23 protein-coding genes are annotated in these 25554 nt (G+C 72.0%); 8 read left to right on the top strand and 15 right to left on the bottom strand.

The genetic code is table 11. From position 1 onward, the window contains the following. Positions 1–92: 92 nt before the first annotated feature. Positions 93–2510, top strand: a complete 2418-nt coding sequence (locus NZH93_RS34540) for a glycoside hydrolase family 3 C-terminal domain-containing protein (protein WP_259627483.1) — start codon at positions 93–95, stop codon at positions 2508–2510. Positions 2511–2531: 21 nt separating this feature from the next. Here the strand turns inward: NZH93_RS34540 and NZH93_RS34545 are convergent, their stop codons facing one another. After that, entirely contained in the window at positions 2532–3122 is a 591-nt protein-coding gene (locus NZH93_RS34545) for a TetR/AcrR family transcriptional regulator (protein ID WP_259627484.1), read from the bottom strand. 70 nt (positions 3123–3192) lie between these two features. On the opposite strand from NZH93_RS34545, the gene NZH93_RS34550 reads away from it, so the two are divergent. Then, complete coding sequence (locus tag NZH93_RS34550; protein WP_259627485.1) at positions 3193–4077, top strand: SDR family oxidoreductase; 885 nt, start codon at positions 3193–3195, stop codon at positions 4075–4077. Here the strand turns inward: NZH93_RS34550 and NZH93_RS34555 are convergent. From NZH93_RS34555 to NZH93_RS34595, 9 genes are all read right to left on the bottom strand, one after another. Continuing rightward, positions 4074–5072: a LacI family DNA-binding transcriptional regulator gene (locus tag NZH93_RS34555; protein ID WP_259627486.1), complete on the bottom strand. Its 999-nt coding sequence runs from the start codon at positions 5070–5072 to the stop codon at positions 4074–4076. The genes NZH93_RS34550 and NZH93_RS34555 overlap by 4 nt on opposite strands. Positions 5073–5114: 42 nt before the next feature. Next, positions 5115–8276 carry a family 78 glycoside hydrolase catalytic domain gene (locus NZH93_RS34560; RefSeq protein ID WP_259627487.1) on the bottom strand — a complete coding sequence of 1054 codons (3162 nt, stop codon included), beginning with the start codon at positions 8274–8276 and terminating at the stop codon, positions 5115–5117. Positions 8277–8315: 39 nt separating this feature from the next. Then, entirely contained in the window at positions 8316–9485 is a 1170-nt protein-coding gene (gene rhaI, locus NZH93_RS34565; RefSeq protein ID WP_259627488.1) for an L-rhamnose isomerase, read from the bottom strand. 13 nt (positions 9486–9498) lie between these two features. Next, a complete protein-coding gene (rhaS, locus tag NZH93_RS34570) occupies positions 9499–10569 on the bottom strand; it encodes a rhamnose ABC transporter substrate-binding protein (protein WP_259627489.1) in 1071 nt (356 codons plus the stop codon). Beyond that, on the bottom strand, positions 10566–11534 hold the full coding sequence (locus NZH93_RS34575; protein WP_259627490.1) for an ABC transporter permease: 969 nt from the start codon (positions 11532–11534) through the stop codon (positions 10566–10568). The genes rhaS and NZH93_RS34575 overlap by 4 nt, the downstream gene beginning before the upstream one ends. Further along, complete coding sequence (locus NZH93_RS34580) at positions 11527–12543, bottom strand: ABC transporter permease (RefSeq protein ID WP_259627491.1); 1017 nt, start codon at positions 12541–12543, stop codon at positions 11527–11529. The genes NZH93_RS34575 and NZH93_RS34580 overlap by 8 nt, the downstream gene beginning before the upstream one ends. Beyond that, the gene (locus tag NZH93_RS34585) at positions 12540–14054 is read right to left on the bottom strand and encodes a sugar ABC transporter ATP-binding protein (protein WP_259627492.1); all 1515 of its coding nucleotides are present in this window, start codon (positions 14052–14054) and stop codon (positions 12540–12542) included. The genes NZH93_RS34580 and NZH93_RS34585 overlap by 4 nt, the downstream gene beginning before the upstream one ends. A 96-nt stretch (positions 14055–14150) precedes the next feature. Further along, positions 14151–14303, bottom strand: a complete 153-nt coding sequence (locus NZH93_RS34590) for a hypothetical protein (protein WP_259627493.1) — start codon at positions 14301–14303, stop codon at positions 14151–14153. Positions 14304–14766: 463 nt separating this feature from the next. Then, a complete protein-coding gene (locus NZH93_RS34595) occupies positions 14767–15732 on the bottom strand; it encodes a LysR family transcriptional regulator (RefSeq protein WP_259627494.1) in 966 nt (321 codons plus the stop codon). Between the two features lie 114 nt (positions 15733–15846). On the opposite strand from NZH93_RS34595, the gene NZH93_RS34600 reads away from it, so the two are divergent. The 4 genes from NZH93_RS34600 to NZH93_RS34615 all read left to right on the top strand — a co-directional run bounded on the left by NZH93_RS34600 (position 15847) and on the right by NZH93_RS34615 (position 18809). After that, entirely contained in the window at positions 15847–16764 is a 918-nt protein-coding gene (locus tag NZH93_RS34600; protein WP_259627495.1) for an NAD(P)H-binding protein, read from the top strand. Beyond that, positions 16754–17119 carry a darcynin family protein gene (locus NZH93_RS34605; RefSeq protein WP_259627496.1) on the top strand — a complete coding sequence of 122 codons (366 nt, stop codon included), beginning with the start codon at positions 16754–16756 and terminating at the stop codon, positions 17117–17119. The genes NZH93_RS34600 and NZH93_RS34605 overlap by 11 nt, the downstream gene beginning before the upstream one ends. 182 nt (positions 17120–17301) lie before the next feature. Further along, positions 17302–18312 carry an LLM class flavin-dependent oxidoreductase gene (locus NZH93_RS34610; protein WP_259627550.1) on the top strand — a complete coding sequence of 337 codons (1011 nt, stop codon included), beginning with the start codon at positions 17302–17304 and terminating at the stop codon, positions 18310–18312. 89 nt (positions 18313–18401) lie between these two features. Then, positions 18402–18809 (top strand): ATP-binding protein, encoded by a 408-nt coding sequence (locus NZH93_RS34615; protein ID WP_259627497.1) that lies wholly within the window; start codon positions 18402–18404, stop codon positions 18807–18809. Here NZH93_RS34615 and NZH93_RS34620 read toward each other — a convergent pair. Both NZH93_RS34620 and NZH93_RS34625 read right to left on the bottom strand, forming a co-directional pair. Continuing rightward, on the bottom strand, positions 18795–19178 hold the full coding sequence (locus NZH93_RS34620) for an STAS domain-containing protein (protein WP_259627498.1): 384 nt from the start codon (positions 19176–19178) through the stop codon (positions 18795–18797). The two genes, NZH93_RS34615 and NZH93_RS34620, sit on opposite strands and share 15 nt — an antisense overlap. 12 nt (positions 19179–19190) lie before the next feature. Then, positions 19191–19595 (bottom strand): STAS domain-containing protein, encoded by a 405-nt coding sequence (locus NZH93_RS34625; RefSeq protein ID WP_259627499.1) that lies wholly within the window; start codon positions 19593–19595, stop codon positions 19191–19193. Positions 19596–19833: 238 nt separating this feature from the next. Between NZH93_RS34625 and NZH93_RS34630 the strand changes: the two genes are divergently transcribed. Further along, the gene (locus NZH93_RS34630) at positions 19834–20211 is read left to right on the top strand and encodes a hypothetical protein (protein WP_259627500.1); all 378 of its coding nucleotides are present in this window, start codon (positions 19834–19836) and stop codon (positions 20209–20211) included. Between the two features lie 248 nt (positions 20212–20459). Here the strand turns inward: NZH93_RS34630 and NZH93_RS34635 are convergent, their stop codons facing one another. Further along, positions 20460–22931, bottom strand: coding sequence for a transglycosylase domain-containing protein (locus tag NZH93_RS34635; RefSeq protein WP_259627501.1), 2472 nt, complete (start codon positions 22929–22931; stop codon positions 20460–20462). Positions 22932–23253: 322 nt separating this feature from the next. Here NZH93_RS34635 and NZH93_RS34640 point away from each other — a divergent pair, with 322 nt between their 5' ends. Further along, positions 23254–24087: a lysozyme gene (locus NZH93_RS34640; protein WP_259627502.1), complete on the top strand. Its 834-nt coding sequence runs from the start codon at positions 23254–23256 to the stop codon at positions 24085–24087. On the opposite strand, the gene NZH93_RS34645 is transcribed toward NZH93_RS34640, so the two are convergent. Both NZH93_RS34645 and NZH93_RS34650 read right to left on the bottom strand, forming a co-directional pair. Then, positions 24081–25109, bottom strand: a complete 1029-nt coding sequence (locus tag NZH93_RS34645; RefSeq protein ID WP_259627503.1) for a polysaccharide deacetylase family protein — start codon at positions 25107–25109, stop codon at positions 24081–24083. The genes NZH93_RS34640 and NZH93_RS34645 overlap by 7 nt on opposite strands. A 34-nt stretch (positions 25110–25143) precedes the next feature. Beyond that, positions 25144–25446: a hypothetical protein gene (locus tag NZH93_RS34650; protein ID WP_259627504.1), complete on the bottom strand. Its 303-nt coding sequence runs from the start codon at positions 25444–25446 to the stop codon at positions 25144–25146. Between the last annotated feature and the right edge of the window lie 108 nt (positions 25447–25554).

Consider the following 25554-nt stretch of genomic DNA (forward strand, 5'->3'; position numbering starts at 1 on the left):
GTAGTGGGCATCACTTGACACGCCCGACACCGACACGCGAGGGTGTCCCCAGTCGGAGAGCGCTCTCCAATGACTCCAGGAGTGATCGCCCCATGACGACCACGCAGAGACCCGGCACCGACCTCGACGTGCTCCTCGCGCGGCTCACGCTGGCGGAGAAGATCCGCCTGCTGTCCGGCGGCGGCACGTTCCGCGGCCAGGCCGAGGAGTCCATCGGGCTGCGCGCGATCGTGTTCTCCGACGGCCCGGTCGGCGTGCGCGGCGAGCGCTGGGACGAGCGCGACACGGCGCTGACCCTGCCGTCGCCGACGGCCATGGCGGCGACCTGGGACGTCGACGTGGTGAGCGGGCTGGGCAGGCTGCTGGCGGCCGAGGCCCGGCGCAAGGGCGTGGACGTGCTGCTCGCGCCGAACCTCAACCTGCACCGCTCCCCGTTGGGCGGCAGGCACTTCGAGTGCTTCTCCGAGGACCCGCTGCTGACCTCGCGGATCGGCGCCGCCTACGTCCGCGGCGTGCAGTCCGGCGGTGTCGCGGCGACCCCGAAGCACTACGTGGCCAACGAGTCCGAGACCGAACGGCTGACGCTGGACGCCCGCGTCGACGAGGCCACGCTGCGCGAGGTGTACCTGGCGCCGTTCGAGGCCGCCGTGCGCGCGGGCGCGTGGGTCGTCATGTCGGCCTACAACGGCGTGAACGGCACGTCGATGTCGGACAGCCCGCTGCTGGACGAGCCGCTGCGCGGCGAGTGGGGCTTCGACGGCGTCGTGGTGTCGGACTGGGGCGCGGTGCGCTCGGTCGAGTCGACCACGGACCTCGCCATGCCCGGCCCGCACGAGCTGCGCGCCGAGCCGCTGGAGGAGGCCGTGCGCCGGGGCCGGGTGCGCGAGTCGGAGATCGACGACCGGCTGCGGCGGATCCTGCTGCTGGCCCAGCGGGTCGGGGCTCTCTCCCCTGCTGCGTCGATTCCCCCGCCGCGCATCACCCCGGACGAGGCGCGCGGCAGGCTGCGGCGGGCCGTGGCGGCGGGATCGGTGTTGCTGCGCAACAGCTCCTCTCTGCTGCCGCTGGACCCCGCGGCGCTGACCCGCGTGGCCGTGCTCGGCCCGAACGCCGTGGACGCGCGGGTGCAGGGCGGCGGCAGCGCCGGGGTGTTCCCGGCGGCCGTGGTGTCCCCCGTCGACGGCATCCGGTCCGCGCTCGCGGGCAGGGCCGAGGTGGTGCACCGCGCGGGCGCGGTCCTGCACACCCGCCCGACGCCCCTCAAGCCCGAGCACACCAGCGACCCGGTCACCGGCGAACCCGGCGTGCTCGTGCGGTACCTGGACGCCGACGGCGAGGTGATCCACGCCGAGCACCGGCTCAGCGGCCGGATCCTGGACCCGTCCATCGACGTCGAGGCCGACTCCGTGGAGGTCAGCGCGCTGCTGCGCCCGCCGTCGTCCGGTGACTGGCGGTTCGCCGTGGTCGGTCTCGGCCGGGTGCTGCTGGAGGTCGACGGTCACGTGCTCGTGGACGAGCTGGTGGTGCCAGAGTCGGACGACCCGACCTACGTGCACGTCGCGCCGTCGTTCCGCGAGGCCGTGCGGCCCGTGCGGGAGGGCCGCGAGGTGCTGGTGCGCGCCCGGCGGTGGCTGACGCCCGGCGAGGGCAACGCGGTGGCGCTGGCCGCCGACCCGCCGAGGGTGGACGAGGACGCCGAGCTGGCGGCGGCCGTGGCCCTCGCGCGGACGTCGGACGTGGCGGTCGTCGTGGTCGGCACGACGGACGAGATCGAGAGCGAGGGCTTCGACCGCACGACGCTGGCGCTGCCCGGCAGGCAGGACGAGCTGGTGCGCGCGGTCGCCGCGGTGAACCCACGCACGGTCGTGGTCGTCAACGCGGGCGGTCCGGTGGAGCTGCCGTGGCGCCACGAGGTGGCCGCCGTGCTGGTCACGTGGTTCCCCGGCCAGGAGGCGGGTGACGGACTGGCCGACGTGCTGTTCGGCGCGGCGGAACCCGGCGGGCGGCTGCCGACGACGTGGGCGGCGCGCACGGCGGACGTGCCGGTGCTGGACACGACCCCGGTCGACGGCGTGCTGCCCTACACCGAGGGTCCGCTCATCGGCTACCGGGCGTGGGCGGTCCACCCGGTGGCGCCCGCGTACTGGTTCGGCCACGGCCTGGGCTACACGACGTGGACGTACGAGGGGCTCTCCGCGCGGGACAACGTGGACGCCGGGTCCGGGTTCGACGTGCGGGTGCGGGTCCGCAACACCGGGACGCGCGAGGGCCGCGAGGTCGTGCAGGTCTACCAGGCCGAGGGCGAGGACCGGCGGCTCGTCGGCTACACCACCGTGCACGCCGCTCCCGGCGAGGCCGTGTGGGTGCGGGTGCCGATCGAGGCGGAGGCGCTGCGGCGGTGGTCGGTGCCCGACCGCGCGTGGCGGCGGGCGAGCGGCACGATCACGCTGCTGGCGGGTCCGTCGGCGGGTGACCTGCCGCTGGCCGGGAAGCTCAACACGGCGCCGTAGACCGGTCACCGCACCAGCCGATCAGCCCGCGGGACCCGCTGTCCGGGTGACGCGGGCGATCAGCGTCCCGAGCAGCTCGTCGGCCGTCGTGTGCCACTTCTCGGCGGTGAGGTGACCGCTGTTGGCCATGGTGATGATGCCGTGCACGCTCGTCATCAGCAGCGCGCCGATCGGCCGGGCGTCGCCGCCGTCGCCGAGGACGTCCGCGACGATGGCCAGGAACTGGTCGTGCGTGCGCGACACAGCGGCCACGGCGTCGGCGTGCTCGGCGGTCGGCGCCGTGAACATCAGCGCGTAGGCGTGCGGGTGTCCCCGGCCGACCGCCATGAGTTCCGCCAGCGCCCGTTCCAGGCGCTCCGACGGCGACCTGCGCCCGTCCGCGATCAGCTCGTCGAGCCGCTCGCCGACCGCGTCCCAGTTCTGGGCCGCGACCGCGGCGAGCAGGTGGTCCTTGTCCGGGAAGTGGCCGTAGGGCGCGCTGCGCGACACGCCCGCGCGAGCGCCCACCGCGCGCAGCGTCACGGCGTCGGGGCCGCCCTCGTCGAGCAGTTCGGCCGCGGCGTCGACCAACGCGCGCCGCGTCGCCGCGGCGCTCTCCACCCTGCTGACCATGCGCACAACCTACCTGACATTGTCATCCCACTCACTTGACGCTGTCAGGTGAAGTGCTAGCCTCGTTCATATGACAACGTCACATGAAGAGCTGGTCCTCATCAGCGGCGCCTCCACCGGGATGGGCGCCGCCACCGCCCGCGAGCTGGCCCGCCGCGGGTTCCACGTGCTCGCGGGCGTCCGGCGGGAGACCGACGCCGACGCGCTGCGCGCCCCGAACGTGGAGCCGGTCCTCCTCGACATCACCGATCCGGGACAGGTCGAGGCCGTCGGCCGCCGCGTCGCCGACGACCCGGCGCGGCGACCGCTGCGCGCCGTGGTCAACAACGCGGGCATCGCCATCAACGCGCCGGTCGAGGTGCTGTCGATGGCCGAGTGGCGGCACCAGTTCGAGGTGAACTTCTTCGGGCACGTCGCGGTCACCAAGGCCGTCCTGCCCGCGCTGCACGCCAGTTCCGGCCGGGTGGTGAACATCAGCTCCGTCGGCGGCAAGGTGGCGATGCCGACCTACGGGGCGTACGCGGGCGCCAAGTTCGCGATGGAGGCGATGAGCGACGCCCTGCGCCGGGAACTCGCACCGCACGGCGTGCAGGTGGTGGTCGTCGAACCCGGCGGTGTCCGCACCGAGATGACCGGCCACGGCATCGAGCGGGCGAACGACACCATCGCCGCGCTGTCGCCGACCGAGCGCGGGCGCTACGGCGGGCTGATGCGAGCCATCATCAACCAGGCCACTGGGTTCACCGCCTCGGGACTGCCCGCCGACGCCGCGGGCCTCGTCATCGCCGACGCCGTGACGGCGCGCAGGCCCCGCGCCCGCTACACCATCGGCCGGGACGCGGCCGTGCTCACCCGCCTGTCGCGCGTCCTCCCGGACCGGGTGCTCGACCGCGTCCTGGCGAACTCGCTGCGCCCGCACTTCCCGGAGGAGCGGCCCACCACCTCGGCCGCCTAGGCGACCCTGGTCGACTCGCGGACGACCAACTCCGGTCGGAACATGATCTGCTGGTGGGAGTGCGACTCGGGGTGGTCGCACTCCTCCACGAGCAGCCGCGCCGCCGTCCGTCCGATGTGGAGGGTCGGCTGGCGGACCGACGACAGCGGCACGGCCGCGTCGGCGGCGAACTCGATGTCGTCGTAGCCCAGCAGCGCGATGTCCTCCGGCACCCGGCGGCCGGTGCTCACGGCCGCGCGCAGCACGCCCAGCGCCAGCAGGTCGTTGGCGCAGAACACCGCCGTCGGCCGCCCGCCGCCGTCGAACAGCTCGCGCGCGGCCTCGTACCCGTGGCGCGCCTTGAGCGCGGGCACCTCGATCACGTCGATCGTCACGTCGAGGCCCGCCACCGCGCGGCGCAGCCCGGTGAGCCGGTCCTTGCACTGCCGCAACGACAACGGCCCGGTGACGTAGGCGATCCGGCGGTGCCCCGCGCCGACCAGGTGCTCCCCCGCCAGCTCACCGCCCGCCACGTCGTCCACGGCGACCGAGCAGCAGTCCACCCGCGGGTCGTGCCGGTCGACCAGCACGGTCGGCGTGCCGCGGCGGCGCAGCGCGTCGAGCCGTTCGGACATCGGCCCGACCGGGGTGATCAGCATGCCCCTGACCCGCTGCTCCTCCAGCAGTTGCAGGTACCGGTCCTCGCGGGCGGCCTGCTCGTCGGAGTTGCACAGCACCAGCGCGTAGCCCAGTTCGGTGGCCACGTCCTCTATGCCCCTGGCGATGTCGTGGAAGAACGGGTTGGCCAGGTCGAGCACGATCAGGCCCAGCGACCGGCTGGTGCCCGCGCGCAACTGCGCGGCCTGGGAGTTGCGCACGAAACCCAGTTCCGCGATCGCCGCGAGGACGACCTCCCTGGTGGCCTCGGAGACCTTGTCCGGCCGGTTGAGCACGTTGGAGACCGTGCCGAGGGAGACCCCGGCACGTTCCGCCACGTCCTTGATGCTCGGCGCCATCGCGCGATCCTATTCGTCGGACGACGATTCTGCTGGAACGATTCACTGCCGTCCGGCGAACCTCCAGGTCCCGAACGGCACGCGGTGCACCACGTACCCCGGCTCGGCGCGCACGAACTCCGCGCCGGTCGGGGCGGTGACGGCCTCGCGCGACGCGGCCGGGACGTGCACCTCCGCGGTCGACCCGACGGGGACCTCCACGGTGAGCTGCACCGCCGTGCCGACCAGCGACCAGCCGACCGAGGCGGTGCCGCGCACGGTGCGGATCGACGTCTGCGCCCAGGTCACGCCGACCCGCGCGTCGGGCCGCACGACGAACGTCTTGTACCCGGCGTCACCGGGACGCAGGCCTGCCACGTTCTCGTACAGCCACTGCACGACCGTGCCCTGGAAGTAGTGGTCGCGCGACCGCGAGTCCGCGGGCCACATCTCCCACATCGTGTCGGCGCCGTTGTCGAACCAGTAACCCCAGCTCGGGAAGCTGCGCTGCACCGCGAGCGCGTGCGCCACGTCGGGGAAACCCTGCTGCGTCAACACCCTGAGCAGCACGCTGGTGCCCAGCGCCCCGGTGTTCAGGTGGTCGCCGCGCCGCCGGACGTCCGCGACCAGCGCCGCCACGACCGACGACACCTGACCGGCCGGGACGAGGCCGAACATCAGCGGGATCGCCTGCGACGTCTGGCGGAAGTCCGGGTCCTGCGGGCTGCGGTAGTGCCCGTCGACCAGGAACTTCGCGTTCAGCGCGTCGCGGCAGGCGTTCGCCGTCGTGCGGTAGCGGGCCGAGACGTCGGCGTGCCCCAGCAGGTCGCCGAGTTCCGCCGTGGCGATCAGGGCCCGGTGCAGGTACGCGGTCGCGGTGAGCCGCGTGTCCTCCGGCGGGTTGCCGCCGTAGCCCGGCGGCAGGTAGTCGCCGAGCGCGGTGGAGGCCAGACCTCCTTGCAGGCGGCCGATCTCCCAGTCCAGGTACTTCGTCAACGTCGACCAGTGGTCGGCCGCCAGGCGTTCGTCGCCGTAGACCCGGTACATCTCGCGGACCAGGAACGGGTACACCGTCGTCCACTCCGGCGCGGGCGCGGCCTCCTGGTAGCCCCAGCCGCCGCTGGGCACGATCACCGGCAGCGCGCCCGGACCGGTCTGGCTGTCGGCGAGGTCGCCGATCCACTTGCTCAGGAACCGCTGCACGCCGAACGCGTACGCCATCACCGGGGCGCCGAGCTGCGCGTCACCGGTCCAGCCGTTCTTCTCGTACATCGGGGTGTCGGTGGGGATGCCGTGCAGGTTGTTGAGCAGGGTCCGCTTCATCGCGCGGTCGAGCTGCTCGAAGAACGGCTTGGAGCAGCGGAACGTCCCGGTCTCCGGGACGTCGCTGTGCACGACCCGGCCGACCACGTCGTCCAGTCCCGGCTTCGCCGGGAACCCGGTGACCTGGACGTAGCGGAAACCCTTGTAGGAGAAGCGGGGTTCCCACGTCTCGGCGCCCTGGCCCGAGCAGGTGTACTCGTCGACCTGGTGGCGTCCCGGCACGTGGCCGTTGGTGTTGAGGACGCTGCCGTCGGCGTTGAGGCGTTCACCGTGGGCCAGCCGGACCACCGTGCCCGCTGGCGCGGTGACGGTGATCCGCGACCAGCCCGCCATCGTCCGACCGAGGTCCACCACGTAGACGCCGGCCCGCAGTTCGGTGACGGCGGTGGCGCGCACGGTCTCCACCACGCGGATCGGCTCGTGCTGCTGGGCCCGCAGGGTCCCGGTCGGGGCGGCGACCAGCGTCGGCTCGCTCCAGCCCTCGACGGCCCGGCGGGCGTCGTAGGACTCCCCCGCGTACAGGGAGTTCGTGACGGTCCGGCTTTCCGCGACCCGCCAGCCCGCGTCGGTGGCCACGGTGGTGCGCGAGCCGTCGGTGTGCGTGACCTCGAGCTGTGCCAGCAGCTTCGGCTCGGCGTGCCAGTACGCCTGTTCCCAGCGCCACACGTTCGGCGTGGTCATGCCGTAGAAACCGCGGCCCAGCACCACGTCCAGGGTGTTCGCGCCCTTCGCGAGCTGCGCGGTGACGTCGTGGGTGGCGTAGAGGACGGTCTCCTCGTAGTCGGTGAAGCCGGGGTCCAGCACCCGGTCGCCGACCTTGCCGCCGTTGAGCTGGGCGTCGTAGTAGGCCAGACCGGCGATGTGCAGCCGGGCGCTCTTGACCGGCTTGGCGAGGGTGAACTCCTTGCGCAGCACCGGTGCCGGGGGTTCCACGACCAGGCTGACGCCACGTCCCCACGGGCCCTGGCCGTACGGCGCGAGCACGGTCGCCGCGACCCACGCCGAGTCGTCGAACCCCTTCTGCTGCCAGCCGTCCTGCTCGGTCTCGGCGACCTTCCACCCGGTCCCGGTGACCAGTTCCCGTTGTCCTGAGCCGGATTCGACCACCAGCCGCACGAGCAGGCCGCCGGGGTTGACCGAGACGTTGCCGCGGTTGGTGGCGAGCGCCGCGAGCACGACCCGGCCACCGGCGGCGCGCACCCGGGCGGTGACGTCGGCGGACTTGCCGAGCTTCCAGCCGTCGACCTGCTCCGGCGAGGACAGCACCTGCTGCCCGTTCAGGAACAGGGTGAAGTCGTCGTCGGCCGTGGCGATCACCCGTGCCCGCGTGACGTCCGACGGCACGTCCAGGCCCGCGCGGAACCAGCGCGGACCGGGCACGGCCCCGGACGGGGTGCCGCCGGGTGACCAGATCCACGACGCCGGGTCGAACGACAACCCGGCGACCGGCGGCGCGGCGCCGATCCACTTCGCGGTCCACGCCGTCCCGAGGAACGCCGTCTCCCACCACTTCGCCGCGCTCCAGGCCGACGCCCGCCCCCGCTGGTCCCACACCCGGACCCGCCAGGTGTACCGGGTGTGGGGGCTCAGCGCGGGACCGTCGTAGACGATCCCGACGCTCCGGTCGGACACCACCTTGCCGGTGTCCCACACCCCTTCCACCTTCACCTGGTACGCGGTCTGCGCGCCTCCCTCACCGTCCGCCGCCAGCACCCACGACAGCCGCGGCTTCGCGACGTCCGTGCCCAGCAGCGTCTCCGCGTACTCGACCGTCGTCGACTCGACCCGCAGTCCGCCCGCCGGTTCGACGTCGGCCGTCGCCGTGCCCGTCGGAAGTGCCAACGCTCCCGCCCCCACCGCCGTGCCCACCAGGAAGTCCCGCCGCTTGACCCCGCCGCTCATCGTTTCCCCTCGTCGTACGACTCGTCTGGGAGAATCTGGTCAGGCGCCCCACCCGGCCTGGTCGCCGCCAACGCGGTCCGCGCTGATCCGATCGCCGTAACCGGACCGGCGGTAGGCCCGGACGGGATCGGGGTCGAGCCCCATGTCGGTCCGCAGCTCGGCGAGCAGCGGACGGACGTCGGTGTTGTAGGCGTCCATCAGCACCTCGTTGGACTCCAGCACGTCACCGGCGTCCTGAGCCGCTTCGAGCGCGTCCACGTCGACCAGCAGCGCTTTCGCCGTGGCCTCCTGGACGTTGAGCACCGAGCGGATGATCGCGGGGATCTTCGCCTCGATGTTGTGGCACTGGTCGAGCATGAAGGCGATGCCCGCCTCCGGCTTCAGCGCGTCGCCCCGGACGATCTCGTGCATGATCCGGAAGAGCTGGAACGGGTCGGCGGCCCCCACCATCAGGTCGTCGTCGGCGTAGAAGCGGGAGTTGAAGTCGAACGCCCCCAACCTCTTCTGCCGCACCAGGAACGCCACGATGAACTCGATGTTCGTGCCGGGCGCGTGGTGACCGGTGTCGATCACCACCTGCGCCTTGGGGCCGAGTTCGACGCAGTGCGCGAACGCGGTGCCCCAGTCGGGGATGTCGGTGGCGTAGAACGCGGGCTCGAAGAGCTTGTACTCCACCAGCATCCGCTGGTCGTCGCCCAGCCGGTCGTAGACCTCCCGCAGCGCCTCGGCCAGCCGGTCCTGCCGCCGGGCCAGGTTGTCCTGGCCGGGGTAGTTCAGCCCGTCGGAGAACCACAGCTTGAGGTCGCGCGACCCCGTCTTGTCCATGATGGACACGCAGTCCAGCAGGTGGTCCGTCGCCTTCCGCCGCACGCGCGGATCGGGGTTCGTGACGCTGCCGAGCTTGTAGTCGTCGTCCTGGAACACGTTGGAGTTGATGGCCCCCAGCGCCACGCCGCGTTCCGCGGCGTGGTCGGCCAGGGCCCGGTAGTCGTCGACGGTGTCCCACGGGATGTGCAGCGCCACCGTCGGCGCGACGCCGGTGAAGGCGTGCACCTGCGCGGCGTCGTCGATCTTCTCGAACGGCGTGCGCGGCACACCGGGCTGGGTGAACACCTTGAACCGGGTGCCGGAGTTGCCGTACGCCCACGACGGCGTCTCGATCCGCTGTGCGCGCAGGGCGGCCTTCACCCGGTCCGTGGTCTCCGTCATCGTGCCCCCAGGGCTAGAAGTTGAACTGGTCGATGTTGCTCGCGGTGAACTCCGTCGGCGGGCCGAGCACCAGCTCGCCCTTGGCCCCGAGGGTGTAGTCGCCGAGGTCGCCCGCCTTGAACTTCTCGCCCTCGGCGCCGGTGATCTGGCCGGACGCGAGCGCGCCCGCGGCGTAGACGGCCAGGTAGCCGAGCTTGCTCGGGTCCCACAGCGCGAACGACTTGACGGTGCCGTCCTTGACGTAGTCGCGCATCTGGTTCGGCGTGCCCAGACCGGTCAGCGCGACCTTGCCCTTGTACTCGGAGGAGCTGAGGTAGCGGGCCGCGGCGGCGACACCGACGGTGGTCGGCGAGATGATGCCCTTGAGGTTCGGGTGCGCCTGGAGCAGGCCCTGCGTCTTCTGGAACGAGGTCTGGTCGTCGTCGTTGCCGTAGGCCGTCTCCACGAGCTTGAGGCCCGCGTTGGCGGGCTTGGCCAACTCGGTCTTCATGATCTCGATCCAGGCGTTCTGGTTGGTGGCGTTGGGGGTCGCCGACAGGATCGCGATCTCCCCCTGGCCACCGGTCGCGTCGGCGATCATCTTCACCTGGATGGTGGCGATCTCCTGCGTGGTGGCCTGGTTGACGAACACGTCGCGCGCGTCGGGCGCGGCGTCGGAGTCGAACGTGACGACCTTGACCCCCTGCGACCGCGCGGTCTTCAACGCGGGCGCGACGGCGTTGGCGTCGTTGGCCGACAGCACGAGCGCGTTCTGCTTCTGCTGCGCGGCGGTGTTGATGTAGGTGACCTGGGAGGAGGCGCTGGCCTCCGACGGGCCGGTCGCCTTCAGCTCGGCCTTGATCGCCGACGCGGCCTCGTCCGATCCCTTCTGCGCCACGGTGAAGTACGGGTTGTTCACCGCCTTGGGCAGGAAGGTGATCTTCAAGCCCTCCTTGATCTTCGCGTTCGGGTCGGCGGCGCCGGTGCTGCCCGCCGCCGGGGCGTTGGACTGGGCGCTGTTCTTGCTGGTGCCGCTGCACCCGGCCAGCGCGACCGCGCCGGACAGCAGCAGCACCAGCGTGGTGACCGCGGGGCGTGGGGTCATGGTGATCGCCTTCCTGTGCTTGACGTTCGAACGCGGGCCGTCAGCGCCGGCGCGAGCACGCTCACCAGGAGCAGCAGGCCGGTCACGACGGTGAGGATCTCGGTGGAGACGTCGTCGAGGATGAGGACGTTGCGCAGCCCGCCGAGCAGGAGCACTCCGGCGAGCACACCGCCCAGCGTTCCGCGTCCGCCGAAGATGGAGACGCCGCCGAGGAGGACGGCGGCGACGACCGCGAGTTCCAGGCCGACTCCGTTGTCGGCGCGGGCACTGGAGAAGCGGAACGTGTAGACGATCCCGGCCAGCGCGGACATCGCGCCGGTCAGGACGAACAGCGTGAGCTTGACCCGCTTGACCCGGATGCCGGAGAAGCGGGCGCCTTCCTCGTTGGAGCCGATCGCGTAGACGGAGCGGCCGAACGAGCTGCTGTGCAGGATGACCGCGAACGCGACGGCGAGCACCGCGCACAGCAGGATCGGCCACGGCAGCCAGGTGCCGGGGACGGGGGTGGTGCCGAAATCGGTGAAGCTGCTGGGGAAGTCGGCCACGGCCCGGTCGCCGAGCACGACGAGCGCCAGGCCGCGGTACAGCGCCAGGGTGCCGATCGTGACGGCCAGCGACGGCAGGCCGAGCCGGGTGACCAGCAGGCCGTTGACCGCGCCGCACACCGCTCCGAGCACGATCACCGTCGGCAGGATCGCCTCCAGCGTCCAGCCCGCGTCCCACAGCTCGCCGATGACCGCGCTGGACAGGCCCAGCACCGACGCGACGGACAGGTCGATCTCGCCGGACACCACGACGAGCGTGAGCGGCAGCGCGATCAGCGCGACCTCGCCGATGTCCAGGCCGAGGTAGAACAGGTTGCCGCCGTCGAGGAACGCACCACCGGTGCGGATCTGGCCGACGACCGCCACGAGGACCAGGAGAGCGACCAGCGCGGTCTCCCAGCGGGCGAACCGCTCAAGCATCGTGGTCACTCCTTCCGCGCAGCTCCCTGGCGAGCCTCAGCGCCAGAAGCCGGTCGACGGTGATGGCGCCGATGAGCAGGGCGCCGCTGATGGCCTGCTGCCAGAACGCCGGGATGCGCAGCACGACCAGGCAGCTCGCGATCGTGCCGAGCAGCAGCGCGCCCAGCGCCGCGCCGACGACCGTGCCGGAGCCGCCGAAGATCGCCACGCCGCCGACGACGACCGCCGCGACCACCTGGAGTTCCAGGCCGGTGCCCGCCGCCGCGTCGACCGTGCCGTAGCGGGCGACCCACAGCGCGCCCGCCAGGCCCGCGACGGCGCCGGACAGCAGGAACGCGGTGAACACCCGGCGCGGCACCGGGATGCCCGCCAGCACGGCGGCCTCCGGGTTGGAGCCGATCGCGTAGAGGTCGCGGCCGGAGCGGTAGGAGCGCAGGTACAGCGCGGCGGCCGCGACCACCGCGAGGGTGATCAGGACGAGCACCGGGACGCCGAACAGCCTGCCGTTGCCCAGGTCCAGCAGCTCGTCCGGCAGGTTGGACGCGTTGATCTGCGTGCCCTGCGCCAGCGCGAAGTCGACGCCGCGGAAGACGTAGAGCGTGCCGAGCGTGACGACGAGGCTGGGCACCCTGCCGACCGCGACCAGCAGGCCGTTGACGACCCCGCACACCAGGCCGACTCCGACGCCGACGAGCAGGCCGAGCACGATCGGGGTGTCCGGGTGGTCGGCGAACGTCTGCGCCGTCAGGAACGCCGAGAGCCCCAGCGTGGAGCCGACGGACAGGTCGACGTTGCGGGTCACCACCACGAGCGTCTGGCCCGCCGCGAGGACGGCCACGACGGAGGCGTTGAGCAGCAGGTCGCGGATGCCCTGCGCCTCCACGAACCGCGGGTTGACGAAGGCGGTCGGGATGATCACCAGCGCGAGCGCCACGACGATGCCCAGTTCACGGGCCCGGCCGACCAGGTCGGCGATCCGGCGGGCGCGCGAGGGCGCGACGGTGGTCACGAGACCACCCCCGGCCTGCCCGCGGCGGCCAGCGCGACCCGTTCCTCGGTCGCGTCCGCACGGGGGATGTCGTCCACGAGTCTGCCCTCGTGCATGACGAGCACCCGGTCGGCCATGCCTAGCACCTCGGGCAGCTCCGAGGAGATCATCAGCACCGCCACGCCCTCCCCGGCCAGTTCGGACAGCAGCCGGTGCACCTCGGCCTTGGTGCCGACGTCGATGCCGCGGGTGGGCTCGTCGACGATCAGCACGGACGGCCGCCGGGACAGCCACTTGGCGAGCACGACCTTCTGCTGGTTGCCGCCGGACAGCGTGGCGGCGGGCGCGCCGAGGCGCGCGGTCTTGATGCTCAGCTTGATCGCCCAGTCCTGCGCGAGCCGCCGTTCGGCGCCGCGCGAGAGCAGGCCGAAGCGGGACAGGCGGCCGAGCGAGGCGAGTGCGACGTTGCGCTCCACCGAGGCGTCCACGACCAGGCCCTGCTGGCGGCGGTCCTCGGGGACGAAGCCGATGCCGGAGGCCATCGCGGCGGTCGGCGAGCCGAGCTTGAGCGCCTTGCCGTTCACGCGCACCTCGCCCGCGTCGACGGAGTCGATGCCGAACACCGCGCGGGCGACCTCGCTGCGGCCCGCGCCGACCAGCCCGGACAGCCCGACGATCTCGCCTGCGCGGACCTGGAACGACACATCGGTGAACACGCCCTCCCTGGTGAGCCTGCGGACGTCGAGCAGCACCTCGCCCGCCGTGGTGTCCTGCTTGGGGAACAGCGCGGACAGCTCGCGGCCGACCATGCGGCGCACCAGCCCGTCCGGCGTCTCGCCCTCCAGGGCCCCGTCCCACACGTGCTTGCCGTCGCGCAGCACGGTCGCCCGCTGGCAGAGCGCGAACACCTCGTCGAGCCGGTGGGACACGAACAGCACGGCGGTGCCCTGGGCGCGCAGCACCTTGACGACATCGAAGAGCCGGTCGACCTCGCGGGCCGACAGCGCGGCGGTCGGCTCGTCCATCACGACCACCCGCGCGTCGAACGACAGCGCCTTGGCGATCTCGACGACCTGCTGGTCGGCGATGGACAGGCCGCGTGCCGGGCGGACCGGGTCGAGCGCCACGCCGAGCCGGTCGAACAGGGCGGCGGTGTGCGCGTGCATGGCCTTGGTGTCGATGCGCCGCCCGGTCTTGAGGGGCTGGCGGCCGGTGTAGACGTTCTCCGCGATCGACAGGTCCCCGAAGAGCATCGGCTCCTGGTAGATCACCGCGATCCCGGCGGCCCTGGCGTCGGCCGGTCCGGAGAACCGCGTCTCCGCGCCGTCGACCAGCACCCGTCCGCTGTCGGGGCGGTGCACGCCCGCGAGGGTCTTGATGAGGGTGGACTTGCCCGCGCCGTTCTCGCCCAGCAGCGCGTGCGCCTCGCCGGGGGCTAGGGCGAGGGTGACATCGGTCAGGGCCGCGACCGCGCCGAAGGACTTCGAGACGCGGTCGAGCACGACGAGCGGCTGCTCCTGGGGCAGGTCCACACACGACTCCCGGTACGTGATGAAACGTTTCAATCATCAGGCGTAAGGGAGTGTGCTACGCGTCACATGCGCTGTCAATGGTGCGAACGGACCAGCCTAAGCGCGGCGTTCGGCTCTCTCGGATCTCGACCGCGGCGACTCCTGGTGCTCGGGACGGCGGTCGGCGGGCTCGTGCGGCTCCTGAACGGCGGGGTCGCCGTGCTTGGCGACGAGCGAGGTGTAGATCGGGTGCGGGTCCGGCTGCGTCAAGGGGAAACCTCCTGGCACTCGTGGTCGGGATCGCCGCAGGTGGGTACCTGTCCACAGGCGACACCGCACATCCTGCGCCGCGATACCGTCATCCGCAGGCCATCCGGCCGAAACAGGGGTGGGCCGGATGATCGAGGTCAACCGGTTCAGCCAGTCGGCCGCCCAGGTGAGTCATCGTGGGCCGTTTGCCCCATTCGGCGGCGTGGTTAAGGGCTTAACCCAGCGCCCGTCAACGTCTTTCACACCTGGACGAATAGGGTTTACCGACCTCCTGCCCGCCAGAGGGCCCCGCGTGGCCTGGTCTTCCGGCTCCTCTCGCTGCTCGACGGCGGTATTCACCGAACTGATGGGGATCTCACTAGCTTCCTGCTGGTGATCACGATTCGGGCAAGGAGCCGGTGTCGGCTCGGACGACCGTCGTGGACGGGCTGCGCCACGCTGTCCCGACACCGGCGGGCACCGTTCACCTAGCGGTGGGCGGCTGGCCGGTGCCCGCCCCTCCGGACGGCCGGAGCACCCGACGCACGGCGCCCCGCAGCCACTGGTGGGCCCCGTCGGCGGTGTGGCGCGGGTGCCAGGCCATCCCGATCACCAGCGGGGGCAGCGGCAGCGGGATGTCCAGCAGGCTCAGTCCCAGCGAGCGCGCCGCGTCGCCCAGCGGCGAGGGCGGCTCGCCCGGCAGCGCGGTCGGCACCAGGCAGACCACGTCCTCCACCGCGGCCAGCGCCATCGCCGCCAGGTGCCCGGACAGGACGACGCCGACCCGCCTGCTGAGCCCCTGCTCGGCCAGTGCCGCGTCCAGCGGGCCGGTGAAGCGGCCCCGGCGGCTGACCGCCACGTGCTCGGCCGCGGCCAGGTCGGCGGGTGTCGGGGTGCGCCCGGCGAGCGGGTGCGCGGCCCGGACGCCCGCCGCCATCCGCAGCGTGACCAGCTCCTCGACCCTGGTCTCCGGGTCGACGTGGTCGATGACGCCGATCTCCAGGTCGACCCGGCCCTCGCGCAGCGCGGGACCCGCCTCCCACTCCTCGGCCAGCACCCGCAGCGAGACGCCCGGCGCCTGACGCCTGGCCAGCGCGAGCAGGCCCGGTGCCAGCGCCGCGCCGACCACGTCCGCCGCCTGCACGGTGAACGTGCGCCGCAGTGCGGCGGGGTCGATCCCCCCGCTCGGGGCGAGCAGCGCCCCCAGCGCGCGCACCACCGCGGCGGCCTCGTCCCGGAGTTCCTCGGCGCGGGGCGTGGGCACCATCTCCTGCCCCGCCCGCACCAGCAGCGGGTCCTGGAGCACCCGGCGCAGCCTGGCCAGGACGCGGCTCATCGCGGCGGGGGACGTGTGCAGCCGCGCGGCGGCACGGGTGACGCTCTGCTCGGTCAGCAGGGCGTCCAGCGCGACGGCGAGGTTGGCGTCGAGCCTCGGAGAAGAGCTGCTCATCGAAGTTATTCCGTTCCAGGCAATGATCTGATGCTGAAGTTCCCATTGTGGCAACACGGGCCGGGTCCACACGATGGAGGAGTCACACCGATCCGACACAGACCGCGAGGTTCCATGATCGTCATCACCGCTCCCACCGGGAACATCGGCGGGCGACTGCTGTCCCTGCTGGTCGAGGCCGCGCCCGCACGCGGAGAGGAGCTGCGCGTCGTGGTCCGCGATCCCGCCCGGCTCCCCGAGGCCGTGCGCGGGCAGGTCGAGGTGGTCACCGGCTCGCACGGCGACGCCGCGACCGTCGAGCGCGCCTTCGACGGGGCCGACGCCGTGTTCTGGCTGGTGCCGCCGGACGGCTCGGTCACGCCGGACGAGGGGTTCAGCGGCTTCACCCGCCCGGCCGCGAAGGCGTTCGCCACCCACGGCGTCGGCCACGTGGTCGGCGTCTCGGCGCTCGGCCGCGGCACCCCGCAGGCCGCCCACGCCGGGCTGGTCACCGCCTCGCTGGCCGTGGACGACCTCATCGCGGGTTCCGGCGTCGCCTACCGGGCGCTGGCCAACCCGTCCTTCTACGAGAACCTGCTGGAGGAGGCCGACTCGATCCGCGAGCACGGCGTCTTCACCGACACCGTCGCGGCGGACCGCCCGGCCCCGCTGGTGGCCGTCGCCGACATCGCCGCGACGGCGGCCGGGCTGCTGCTCGACCGCTCCTGGACCGGCGTCGGCAGCGTCCCGGTGCTCGGCCCGCAGGACCTGTCGCCGGACGACCTGGCCCGCATCATGACCGAGGAGCTGGGCCGTTCGGTCCGCTACCGGCGCCAGACGCTCGACGAGCTGCGGTCCGACCTGCTCGGCCACGGGCTCGACGAGGCGTTCGTCGAGGGCGTGGTCGACATGAAGCGCGCCAAGGACCAGGGCCTGGACTCGGGCGTCGACCGCTCGACGCAGGCGGGCCCGGCCACCGGGTTCGCCCAGTGGTGCGCCCAGACCCTCAAGCCCGCCATCCTCACCGCACCGGAGGCAACCCATGCCCGCTGAGCGAACCGAGTCGCCGATCACCGCGTTCATCCTGGTCAAGACCACGCCCGAGTGGCTGGCGATGACCGTGGCCGACCGCGTCCAGGCCTTCACCACTCAGGTCGTCCCGGTGGTCGAGGCCCGCACCCGCGGCGTCCGCTCCCGCTTCTACGACACGGAGTTCTACTCGGCGCGGGTCACCGACGTCTGGGTCTGGGAGGCGGACGACCACGACGCCTACCGGCTGCTGATCGACGCGCTGCGCGAGACCCCGTTCTGGGACCGCTACTTCACCGTCGTGGACCTGCTCGTGGGCATCGAGAACGGCTACGCCCGCACGTACGACCTGGAGCCGGTGGCGACCCTCGCCACCTGACGCCCCCGCCGACCGGCCGGTGCCACCACCCCGGTGGGACACCGGCCGTCGGGTCGCGGATCCCCTGACGACGTCGGCGTTCCCGACCAGTGGACGCGGAGCGCCGCGTCACCGGACCTCCGACCGTCCGCCTGCGACAATCACGACGTTCGCCGGACGACGAAGGAGCTTCCGTGCCACCCATCTCGGAACCGCTGCGGAAGCTGGGCTTCCTGACCATCGGCCTGTTCGACGAGGCCGATCCGCGCAAGGGCCACGAGTCGACACTGGAGATCATCGAACTCGGTGAGCGGCTGGGGTTCGACAGCGCCTGGGTGCGGCACCGCCACCTCCAGTACGGCGTCTCCTCCCCCGTCGCCGTGCTCGCGGCGGCCACCCAGCGCACGTCGCGCATCGCGCTGGGCACGGCCGTCACGCCGGTCGGCTGGGAGAACCCGCTGCGGCTGGCCGAGGACCTCGCGACGGTCGACGTGCTGTCCGGCGGCAGGCTCAACCCCGGCGTCAGCGTCGGGCCGCCGATGCACTACGAGCAGGTCAAGCACGCGCTGTACCCGGACACCGCCGACGTCGAGGACTTCAGCTACGAGCGCGTCCGGCGGCTGCTGGACCTCGTCCGCGGCGAGCCCGCCACCGACTTCGGCGGTGTCGAGGGGTTCGAGGTGTTCTCCCACCGCGTGCAGCCGCACTCCGAGGGTCTGGGGCGCCGCATGTGGTACGGCGGCGCCAGCCTGCGCTCGGCGCGGTGGGCGGGCGAGAACGGGATGAACTTCCTGACCAGCAGCGTGGTCAAGGCGGAGGAGTCCGAGGACTTCGCCGAGATCCAGCGCTCGCACGTGCGGGCGTTCCGCTCCCACCACCCGGACGGCGACCGGGCCCGCGTCTCGCAGGGGCTCGTGGTGATCCCGACCGACAGCGCGACATCGGATCAGCGCGCCAGGTACGAGGAGTACGCCGCCAAGCGCCTGCCCCGCACCGCCTCCCCGCTGGGCCCGGCGCGGATGCTGTTCGCCCCCGACCTGGTGGGCACGTCGGAGGAGATCGCCGAACGCCTCCACGCGCACGCCGGGTTCCAGGAGGTCGACGAGGTCGCGTTCGCCCTGCCGTTCACCTTCGAGCACGACGACTACGTGCAGATCCTCACCGACATCGCCGAGAAGCTGGGTCCGGCGCTCGGCTGGAAGCCCGAGGCCTAGCACTCACCCGATCGAGGCTTTCGCGTGTCGTCCACGGCGGGTACCCGCCCGGTGGGGCAGGCTTCTGCCGTGGGAGGTGCGCCGTGGACGTGCGACTGCCTGAGGGACGGCCGGTGGGGTCCCGTTCGCCGTGGGAACTGCGGATAGCCGACCAGGACACCGCGCGGGCCGTGCGCCGCGCCGTCCGCGAGTTCTGCCGCCCGTCGGTGTTCGGCGGCCTCCTCGACGACCTGCTGCTCGTGGTGAGCGAATTGGTCGCGAACACCTACGCGCACACCGAGGGGCCGAGGGTGCTGCGGCTGTCGTTCGTCCGGGGAGGGGTGCTCGTGGAGGTCGGCCAGGCGGATTCCGCGCCCGCCCTGCTGTGCTCGCCGCTGCCCTGCCCCAGCCGGGCGTGCGCGCTGCTCGACGGCTTGAGCTCCGGCTGGGGCGTGCTCCCCGACCCGGACGGCGGCGCGTCCGCGTGGGCGCTGGTGACGCGGTCAGGCCGTCGGTAGGACCAGCGCTTCGGCGGTGGTCGGGTAGAGGTCGAGCACGCGTTCCAGGCTCGTGGCCGCGATCGGCCGCAGGACCCTGCGGTCGGACGCCGCGACCCGCAGGCCGAGCCCGTGCCGCAGGGCGAGTTCGTGGCAGCGCACCAGCATGTTCAGCCCGGAAGAGTCCACATAGGACACCAGTGTCAGGTCCACCACGACGACGGCGGTCGAGGTGCACGCGGTGGCGGCCTCGACGGCCGCGACGACGTGGCGTTCGAGGTCCGGAACGGTGTCGAGGTCGAGTTCACCCGAGGCCGCGACCACCACGGCACCCGCGTGGAAGTCGCACCGGACGGTCAGCGGCGGCGATTCCTCCGGGCCGCCGTCCACGGTGACGGCGATCTACCCCACCCCTTGCGTGAAGCGGATCCGCGCGCCGTCACGGGGTTCCGGGACGGACGACGCCACCGCCTGCTCCGGGCTGGCGACCACGGCCACCAGGTCGGCCGCCCCGGTGATCTCCAGCGCGCGGAGCACCCCGCGCCTGGTGGTGGCGACCACGAGGCGGACGCCGAGCCGGTCGGCCCGGTGCGCCGCGCCGACGAGGGCGGAGATCCCGCTGGACCCGAAGAAGGCCACCCGCCGGAGGTCGAGCACCAGCGTGTCAGGACGCTCGTCCAGGAGGTCGTGCAGCGCTCTGCGCACCGCGCCCGCCGTGGCCATGTCGACCTCCTCGACGACGCTCAGCACCACGACACCGCCGTTGCGAACGGTCAGCGAACACCCTGTCGACATCGCGTCGCCCATCCCGGACCTCCCCTGTGAAACATTCCGCGAACCAGCCGAATAAATCCTCGCCGTCTCCTTATTACGCCGTGGTCGATCTGCTGACATTAAGCGCGGACTACCCCCACCACAAGGTTCCTACCGCCGACTTCGACGATTTCACCGAGTTGTGTGACTCGTTGACCGGCGGTGACCACCGGTCGACTTCCACTATTCCGCACGAATCGCGTCGGCGCGAAACACACCTAATATTGACCACATGAACCGTGAAACCACGCAGTGCGCCACCAAAACCGAAAATCCCGTCGAGGTGCTGGGGGCCGCGCTGGACGCGGCGGTCTCGCCGCTGCGGCACCTCGACGACCCGACCGGTCCGCGACCGGTTCCGGGAGAGGCGGTGAACCGGGTGCTGCGGGTCTTCGTCGGCACCACGAAGCCCGTGCAGGCCCAGCTCGCCGCGCTGGCCCACGCCGACCCGCACGGCGCCGTGGCGAAAGCGCTGCTGCACGTGCGGCGCGCGTTCGGGCACTTCTGCGCCGACGACGGGCTCGCGGAGGGGCGCGCGGAGCTGCTGGCCGCCCGAGCGTGCCTGGAGGCCCCGTCGCCGATCCCCCAGCCCCGCGACCAGCGCCGCTGAAACCGTTCCGACGCCCGCTCCGACGATCGACGGCTCACCGGTCCCCACCGCGAAACGACCCGCGCCGCGACCGAATGCCGGGACATCGATGTTTATCCCGCCGCCGTTCACCCGTTCGGGAATTCTCCTGGCGTGAGTCGCACCGCTTCGAAATCCGATCCGGGATCGCGCCGCGCTTCATCCGACAGTGGCCACCGGGAAACCCGAATCGGAATTCGACCCCCCGCTCCCGCCGTGCGCGATTCCCGTCAGCCCGTCGTCGCGAGTTCCGGCGGGGCGGCCGAGGACGTCGGCTCCGCAGGGGGCTGGGCGGTCGTGGGCGTGGTCTGGGCCGGTGGCGGGGCCGTCGTCGCCACCTCGCTCGGCTCGCTGGGCTCGGCGGTCGGCGGTGGCGGCACGTACCCGGAGCTGACGGACAGCGTGACCAGCGTGCCGGGGAACCCGGTGCCGCGCGGGGTCTGGCTGACCACGATCCCCCTGGCCTGCCCGGAGTTCACCGTGTGCGTCGCGACCTCGTACCCGGCCTTCTTCAGCGCGTCGGTCGCGCCGTCGACGCCCTGGCCGACGACGTCGGGGATCCGGATCTCCGGCCCGCCCTTGACGTAGCGCTCCTCCGCCTGCGGCATCGGCTTGACCGGCAGGCCCGCGTGCACCTGCGTCATCGTGGCGTACCAGGTGCGGGCGGGGATGGTGCCGCCGTAGATGTTGCCCTCGTCGCACAGCCGGGGCGCCCCGCTCACGCAGATGCCCCGCGGCGCGGGCCCGTCGTTGAACGTCTGCACCGCGCCCGCGAAGTCCGGGGTGGCGCCGACGAACGCGGCCGACTTGTAGTCCTCGGTGGTCCCGGTCTTGCCGAGCATCGGCCGGTTCCACTCGACCTGCCGCGCCGCCGCGGCGGAGGTGCCGCTGGCCTGGTCGTCCTTGCTCATGCCCACCGCGAGCGCGTTCGCCAGCGGCTCGGCGACGACCTGCTCGCACGGCGCGGTGGTGAGCGCGACGGGCTTCCCGTTGCGGTCCACCACCTTCCCGACCGGGGACGGCGGGCACCACGTGCCGCCGCTCATGATCGTCGCGGCGACGTTGGCCAGTTCGAGGGTGCTGACCGGGGCCGGTCCCAGGGTGAACGACGCGTTGGCGTTCGACTTGTAGTGCTCGGCCTGGCTGACGCGGAGTTCCCTCTCGGAGGAAGTCGGGTCGGGTCGGACGCCCGAGATCGAGGTGGCCATGGTCTCGCGCATCCCCAGCCGTCCGGCCATGTCCACCACGGCGTCCAGGCCGACCTGCTCCTCCAGCATGACGAACCCGGTGTTCGGGGAGGTGGCGAGCGCCTCCTGGAGGGTCATCTGCGGCGGGTAGCGGTCGGTGTTGTTGCTCAGGCAGTACCAGCGGGTGTCGGGCTCGCCGGTGGGCGGGCACCCCCCGGCGCCGCCCTTGAACACCTTGGACACGTGGGAGTTGGGCGTGGGGATGACGTTCTCGATCCCGAGCCCCTTCTCCAGCGCCGCGGCCGCGGTGAAGATCTTGTAGACGGACCCCGCGCCGAACTTGTTCTCCACCCCGCTCGGCAGGTCGAACTGGGTCTGGTGCTGGTCGGCCTTCAGGCCGTAGTCGCGGTTCGCGACGAGCGCGACGACCTCGTGCTTGTCCTTGCCCGGCCGCACGACGGCCATCGTGTTCGCGACGCCCTCGGTGTCCTTGGCGACCTCCGCCTCGGCGGCGGCCTTGGCCTGACCGGTGATCGTGCGGTCCAGCGTGGTCTGGACGGTGTACCCGCCGGTCTTGAGCTGTTCGAGGTTGAACCCGGCGGTGACGAGGTGGTTCACGACGTAGGAGCAGAAGAAGCCGTACTCCGGCCCGGCGCCGACGCAGCCGTTGGCGAGCGTGCGCACCGGCTGCTGGAGGACGATCGGCTGCTTCTTCATCTCCTCGGCCTCGCCGCCGTCCAGCTTGCCGGTCTCCACCATCTTGTCCATGACCTCGTTGCGGCGCTTGAAGGCCTTCTCCGGGTAGGCCTCCGGGTCCAGCGCGGACGGGCTGTTCACCATGCCCGCCAGCACCGCGGCCTGCGGGACGGTCAGCTTGTCCGGTGTGGTCTCGAAGTACGCCTGTGACGCGGCGGCGATCCCGTAGATCGTCGAGCCGAACGGCACGACGTTGAGGTAGCGGGCCAGGATCTCGTCCTTGGTGAACGCTCGCTCCAACTGCATGGCGATGCGCGCTTCCCGCATCTTGCGGGCGATGGTCTGCTCCTGCGCCGCCTGCTGGTCGGCCTTGTTGTTGCGCCCCAGCACGTGCACGAGGTAGTTCTTCACGTACTGCTGGGTCAGCGTCGAGGCCCCCTGCGACACGCTGCCGCTCGCCTGGTTCGTCACCGCGGCCCGCACGGTGCCCAGCCAGTCGACGCCCGCGTGCTCGTAGAACCGGCGGTCCTCCACCGCGACGAGCGCGTCCTTGACGTTCTGGGAGATCTTGTCCGCGGGCGTCAGCACCCGGTACTGGTCGTACAGGTACGCGATCGGCGCGCCGTCGCGGTCGGTGATCGTGGTCATCAGGGGCGGGTCGGTGTTGACCAGCTCGGCCGAGATGCTGTCCACCTGTTCGGTCATGCGGTTGGAGATCGTGCCCACCGCGCCCACCGCGGGGAACATGATCCCGGCCAGCACCAGCCCGCCCAGCACGGACAGGACGGCCAACTTCCCCACGCATTCCCAGGTTCGCACCTTTTCCACGGTAGGTCCGATCAGGACCGGGCAGAGCCGGGGCGCACGGGGATTCACCTCTTGAGCGGGGAAAGCGGCCGATGAGGTTTGAGCCTGCCTACTTCGCACTAGGTGACCACGGCACCCGTTCGCGACCGTCCTCTTCGGTCGGACCCCGCGCGTCGGCAGCTCACGGTGACCGGGTGTGAAGGCTCTTCGGCATTTGTTCCCCGCACGGGTTGCACGGCCGAACCCGCGTTTTCCCCGTGGCAGGACAGGGGTAGCCGTTGCTCGGAAGCAATCGCCGCAACGCCTTGGCGGGACGCACGAGGGCAGGGGAAGCATGTCGACACGACGCGGACGGAACAGGTGGGCAGAACGCACCACGGTCATGGCGGTGGTGCTCGGGTGGCTCGTCTCGACCCAGGTCCAGGCGACCGCCGAGGCGCGGCTGCCGGAGGGATCGGCGGACCACTACGCGGGCTCGCAGATCGCCAAGCACGAGGGGACCGGCGGTTCTGAGCGGTCCGCGCCGTCCGGGGAGGGCGGGGTCGAGGGCATCGACGTCAGCAGCCACCAGGGCGAGATCGACTGGGCCGCGCACTGGGCCGAGGGCAAGCGGTTCGCCTACGTCAAGGCGAGCGAGGGCACCGACTACCTCAACCCGCACTTCGAGCAGCAGTACGACGGTTCCTTCCAGGTGGGCATGATCCGCGGCTCCTACCACTTCGCGCTGCCGGACCGGTCGGACGGCGCGACACAGGCGCAGTACTTCGTCGCCAACGGCGGCGGCTGGTCGGCCGACGGCCAAACCCTCCCCGGCGTGCTGGACATCGAGTACAACCCCTACGGCAGCACCTGCTACGGGATGTCCGGCACCGCGATGGTCGACTGGATCCTGTCCTTCAGCGACACCTACGCCGAGCTCACCGGTCGGTGGCCGGTCATCTACACCTCGACGCGCTGGTGGGCCCAGTGCACCGGCAACACCGGGGACTTCAGCGCCACGAACCCGCTGTGGGTGGCGAGGTACTCCGACTCGGTCGGTGAACTGCCGCACGCGTGGACGGTGCACACGATCTGGCAGCACACGTCGACCCCGTTGGACCAGAACCTGTTCAACGGCTCGTACGACCGGCTCGTCGCACTGAGCACGGGCGTCCCGGCCCTTCAGTAGCCGACCGCCCGCCCGGCGAACCGCGCCGACGGGACGACCCCGCTCGACCGCGGGTAGGAGATCCGGTCGGCCCGTCCGTCGGAGGTGTAGCGGCGGCCGGGGTCGGACGCGAGTTCGTCGAGCCGGACCGAGGAACCGTAGGCCGCGTCCTCACCGGTCGGCCCCTGCGACCGGACGCGCGGCACGGCCGACGGGTCGAAGGTCTGCGCGTACGGCGACGGCGACGGTTCCGCACCGACCAGGAAGACGCAGCGGTGGTCGTAGGAAACGCCTTCCGAGGCACCGCGCAGGGCCAGCGCCGGGTCCTGCGGCGCGGACCCGAACGGCAGGGCCAGGCTGGACACCCGGTACCCCGGCACCGCCCGTTCGATCGCGGCCTGCCCCCGAGCGATCTCCCGCTGCACCCCCGCGCCGTCGAGCCCGGAGAGGTCCGCGTGGTCGTGGGTGTGGTTGCCGATCTCGAAACCGTTGTCCCGCAACCACGTCATGGACGTGCCGCCGAACGGTTCGGCGTTGACGTAGAGGCTCGCCACGGGCCGGAAACCGGGGTGCTCGGCCGCCACCCGGAGCAGGATGCCGACGGCGGTGTCCGGGTCGGGGGCGCCGTCGCGGCCGAGCGCGAACTGGCTGGGGTCGCCGTCGTCGAAGGTGAGCACGACGGGGTGCGCGCCCGCCGGGATGTCGATCTCCCCCGCGGCGAAGTCGGCGGCGGTGACGGGCACGTACCCCTCGGTCGCCAGTCGGCGGAGTTCGGCGCGGAACTCCGTCGGGTCGCGGTCGTACACCGACGCGGGGTTCCGCACGACGCGGTGGTACATCAGCACCGGCACCTCCCCGAGTTCGTTCGCGCCCACCTCGGCGGGTTCGGGTGCCCGCGAGCTGGACGTCGCGCTCGGGCCGGGGAGGGCGCTGGACCCGACGGCCTCGACCACCGGCGACCCACCCGTGCCGCAACCTGGAGCGGAGAACAGGACGGCCGTGGTGATCACGGCCCACCGGCGTCGTCGGGGTGACCTCCGCATGGCGTACTCCTCGGTTTCCGCGCGCCGCACGGCGTCACACCAGGTGCTCGCCGTTCAGCGCGGTTCGGCAGTTCTCGACGAACGGGAGCGGCAGCACCACCCGGACGACCGGTGCTCGCTCGCCGTCCTCGTCCCTGGTGATCCCGGTCTCGTCCGTGACGAGCACGACGGGCAGGAGGTGGAAGTTGATCACGAAGGTGAACCCGTCGCCGACGGTGAACGCGACCGGTTCGGCCCGGTGGCTCCACACCCGGACCGCGTCCGCCAGTTCCGCGACCGTCACACCCTCGCACTCGACGAGGAAAGGGACTTCGTAGACCCTGAGGTACGCGACCATGCTGAAACCGTACTTCGCGGGAGGGCGCGCGGCCCGCCCATTCGGCCGGTCTCGCCCGGAAAGGCGTTCCCGTCGGGGAAAACCACCGTTTCGGGTCTCACTTCCGGG

Source organism: Umezawaea endophytica, assembly GCF_025061645.1.
In the GTDB taxonomy this organism is placed as follows: Bacteria; Actinomycetota; Actinomycetes; order Mycobacteriales; family Pseudonocardiaceae; genus Umezawaea; species Umezawaea endophytica.

Coding starts and splice junctions, on each gene's coding strand:
- NZH93_RS34540 (WP_259627483.1), top strand. CDS start 93: ATGACGACCACGCAGAGACCCGGCACCGACCTCGACGTGCTCCTCGCG.
- NZH93_RS34545 (WP_259627484.1), bottom strand. CDS start 3,122: ATGGTCAGCAGGGTGGAGAGCGCCGCGGCGACGCGGCGCGCGTTGGTC.
- NZH93_RS34550 (WP_259627485.1), top strand. CDS start 3,193: ATGACAACGTCACATGAAGAGCTGGTCCTCATCAGCGGCGCCTCCACC.
- NZH93_RS34555 (WP_259627486.1), bottom strand. CDS start 5,072: ATGGCGCCGAGCATCAAGGACGTGGCGGAACGTGCCGGGGTCTCCCTC.
- NZH93_RS34560 (WP_259627487.1), bottom strand. CDS start 8,276: ATGAGCGGCGGGGTCAAGCGGCGGGACTTCCTGGTGGGCACGGCGGTG.
- rhaI (WP_259627488.1), bottom strand. CDS start 9,485: ATGACGGAGACCACGGACCGGGTGAAGGCCGCCCTGCGCGCACAGCGG.
- rhaS (WP_259627489.1), bottom strand. CDS start 10,569: ATGACCCCACGCCCCGCGGTCACCACGCTGGTGCTGCTGCTGTCCGGC.
- NZH93_RS34575 (WP_259627490.1), bottom strand. CDS start 11,534: ATGCTTGAGCGGTTCGCCCGCTGGGAGACCGCGCTGGTCGCTCTCCTG.
- NZH93_RS34595 (WP_259627494.1), bottom strand. CDS start 15,732: ATGAGCAGCTCTTCTCCGAGGCTCGACGCCAACCTCGCCGTCGCGCTG.
- NZH93_RS34600 (WP_259627495.1), top strand. CDS start 15,847: ATGATCGTCATCACCGCTCCCACCGGGAACATCGGCGGGCGACTGCTG.
- NZH93_RS34605 (WP_259627496.1), top strand. CDS start 16,754: ATGCCCGCTGAGCGAACCGAGTCGCCGATCACCGCGTTCATCCTGGTC.
- NZH93_RS34625 (WP_259627499.1), bottom strand. CDS start 19,595: ATGGGCGACGCGATGTCGACAGGGTGTTCGCTGACCGTTCGCAACGGC.
- NZH93_RS34630 (WP_259627500.1), top strand. CDS start 19,834: ATGAACCGTGAAACCACGCAGTGCGCCACCAAAACCGAAAATCCCGTC.
- NZH93_RS34640 (WP_259627502.1), top strand. CDS start 23,254: ATGTCGACACGACGCGGACGGAACAGGTGGGCAGAACGCACCACGGTC.
- NZH93_RS34645 (WP_259627503.1), bottom strand. CDS start 25,109: ATGCGGAGGTCACCCCGACGACGCCGGTGGGCCGTGATCACCACGGCC.
- NZH93_RS34650 (WP_259627504.1), bottom strand. CDS start 25,446: ATGGTCGCGTACCTCAGGGTCTACGAAGTCCCTTTCCTCGTCGAGTGC.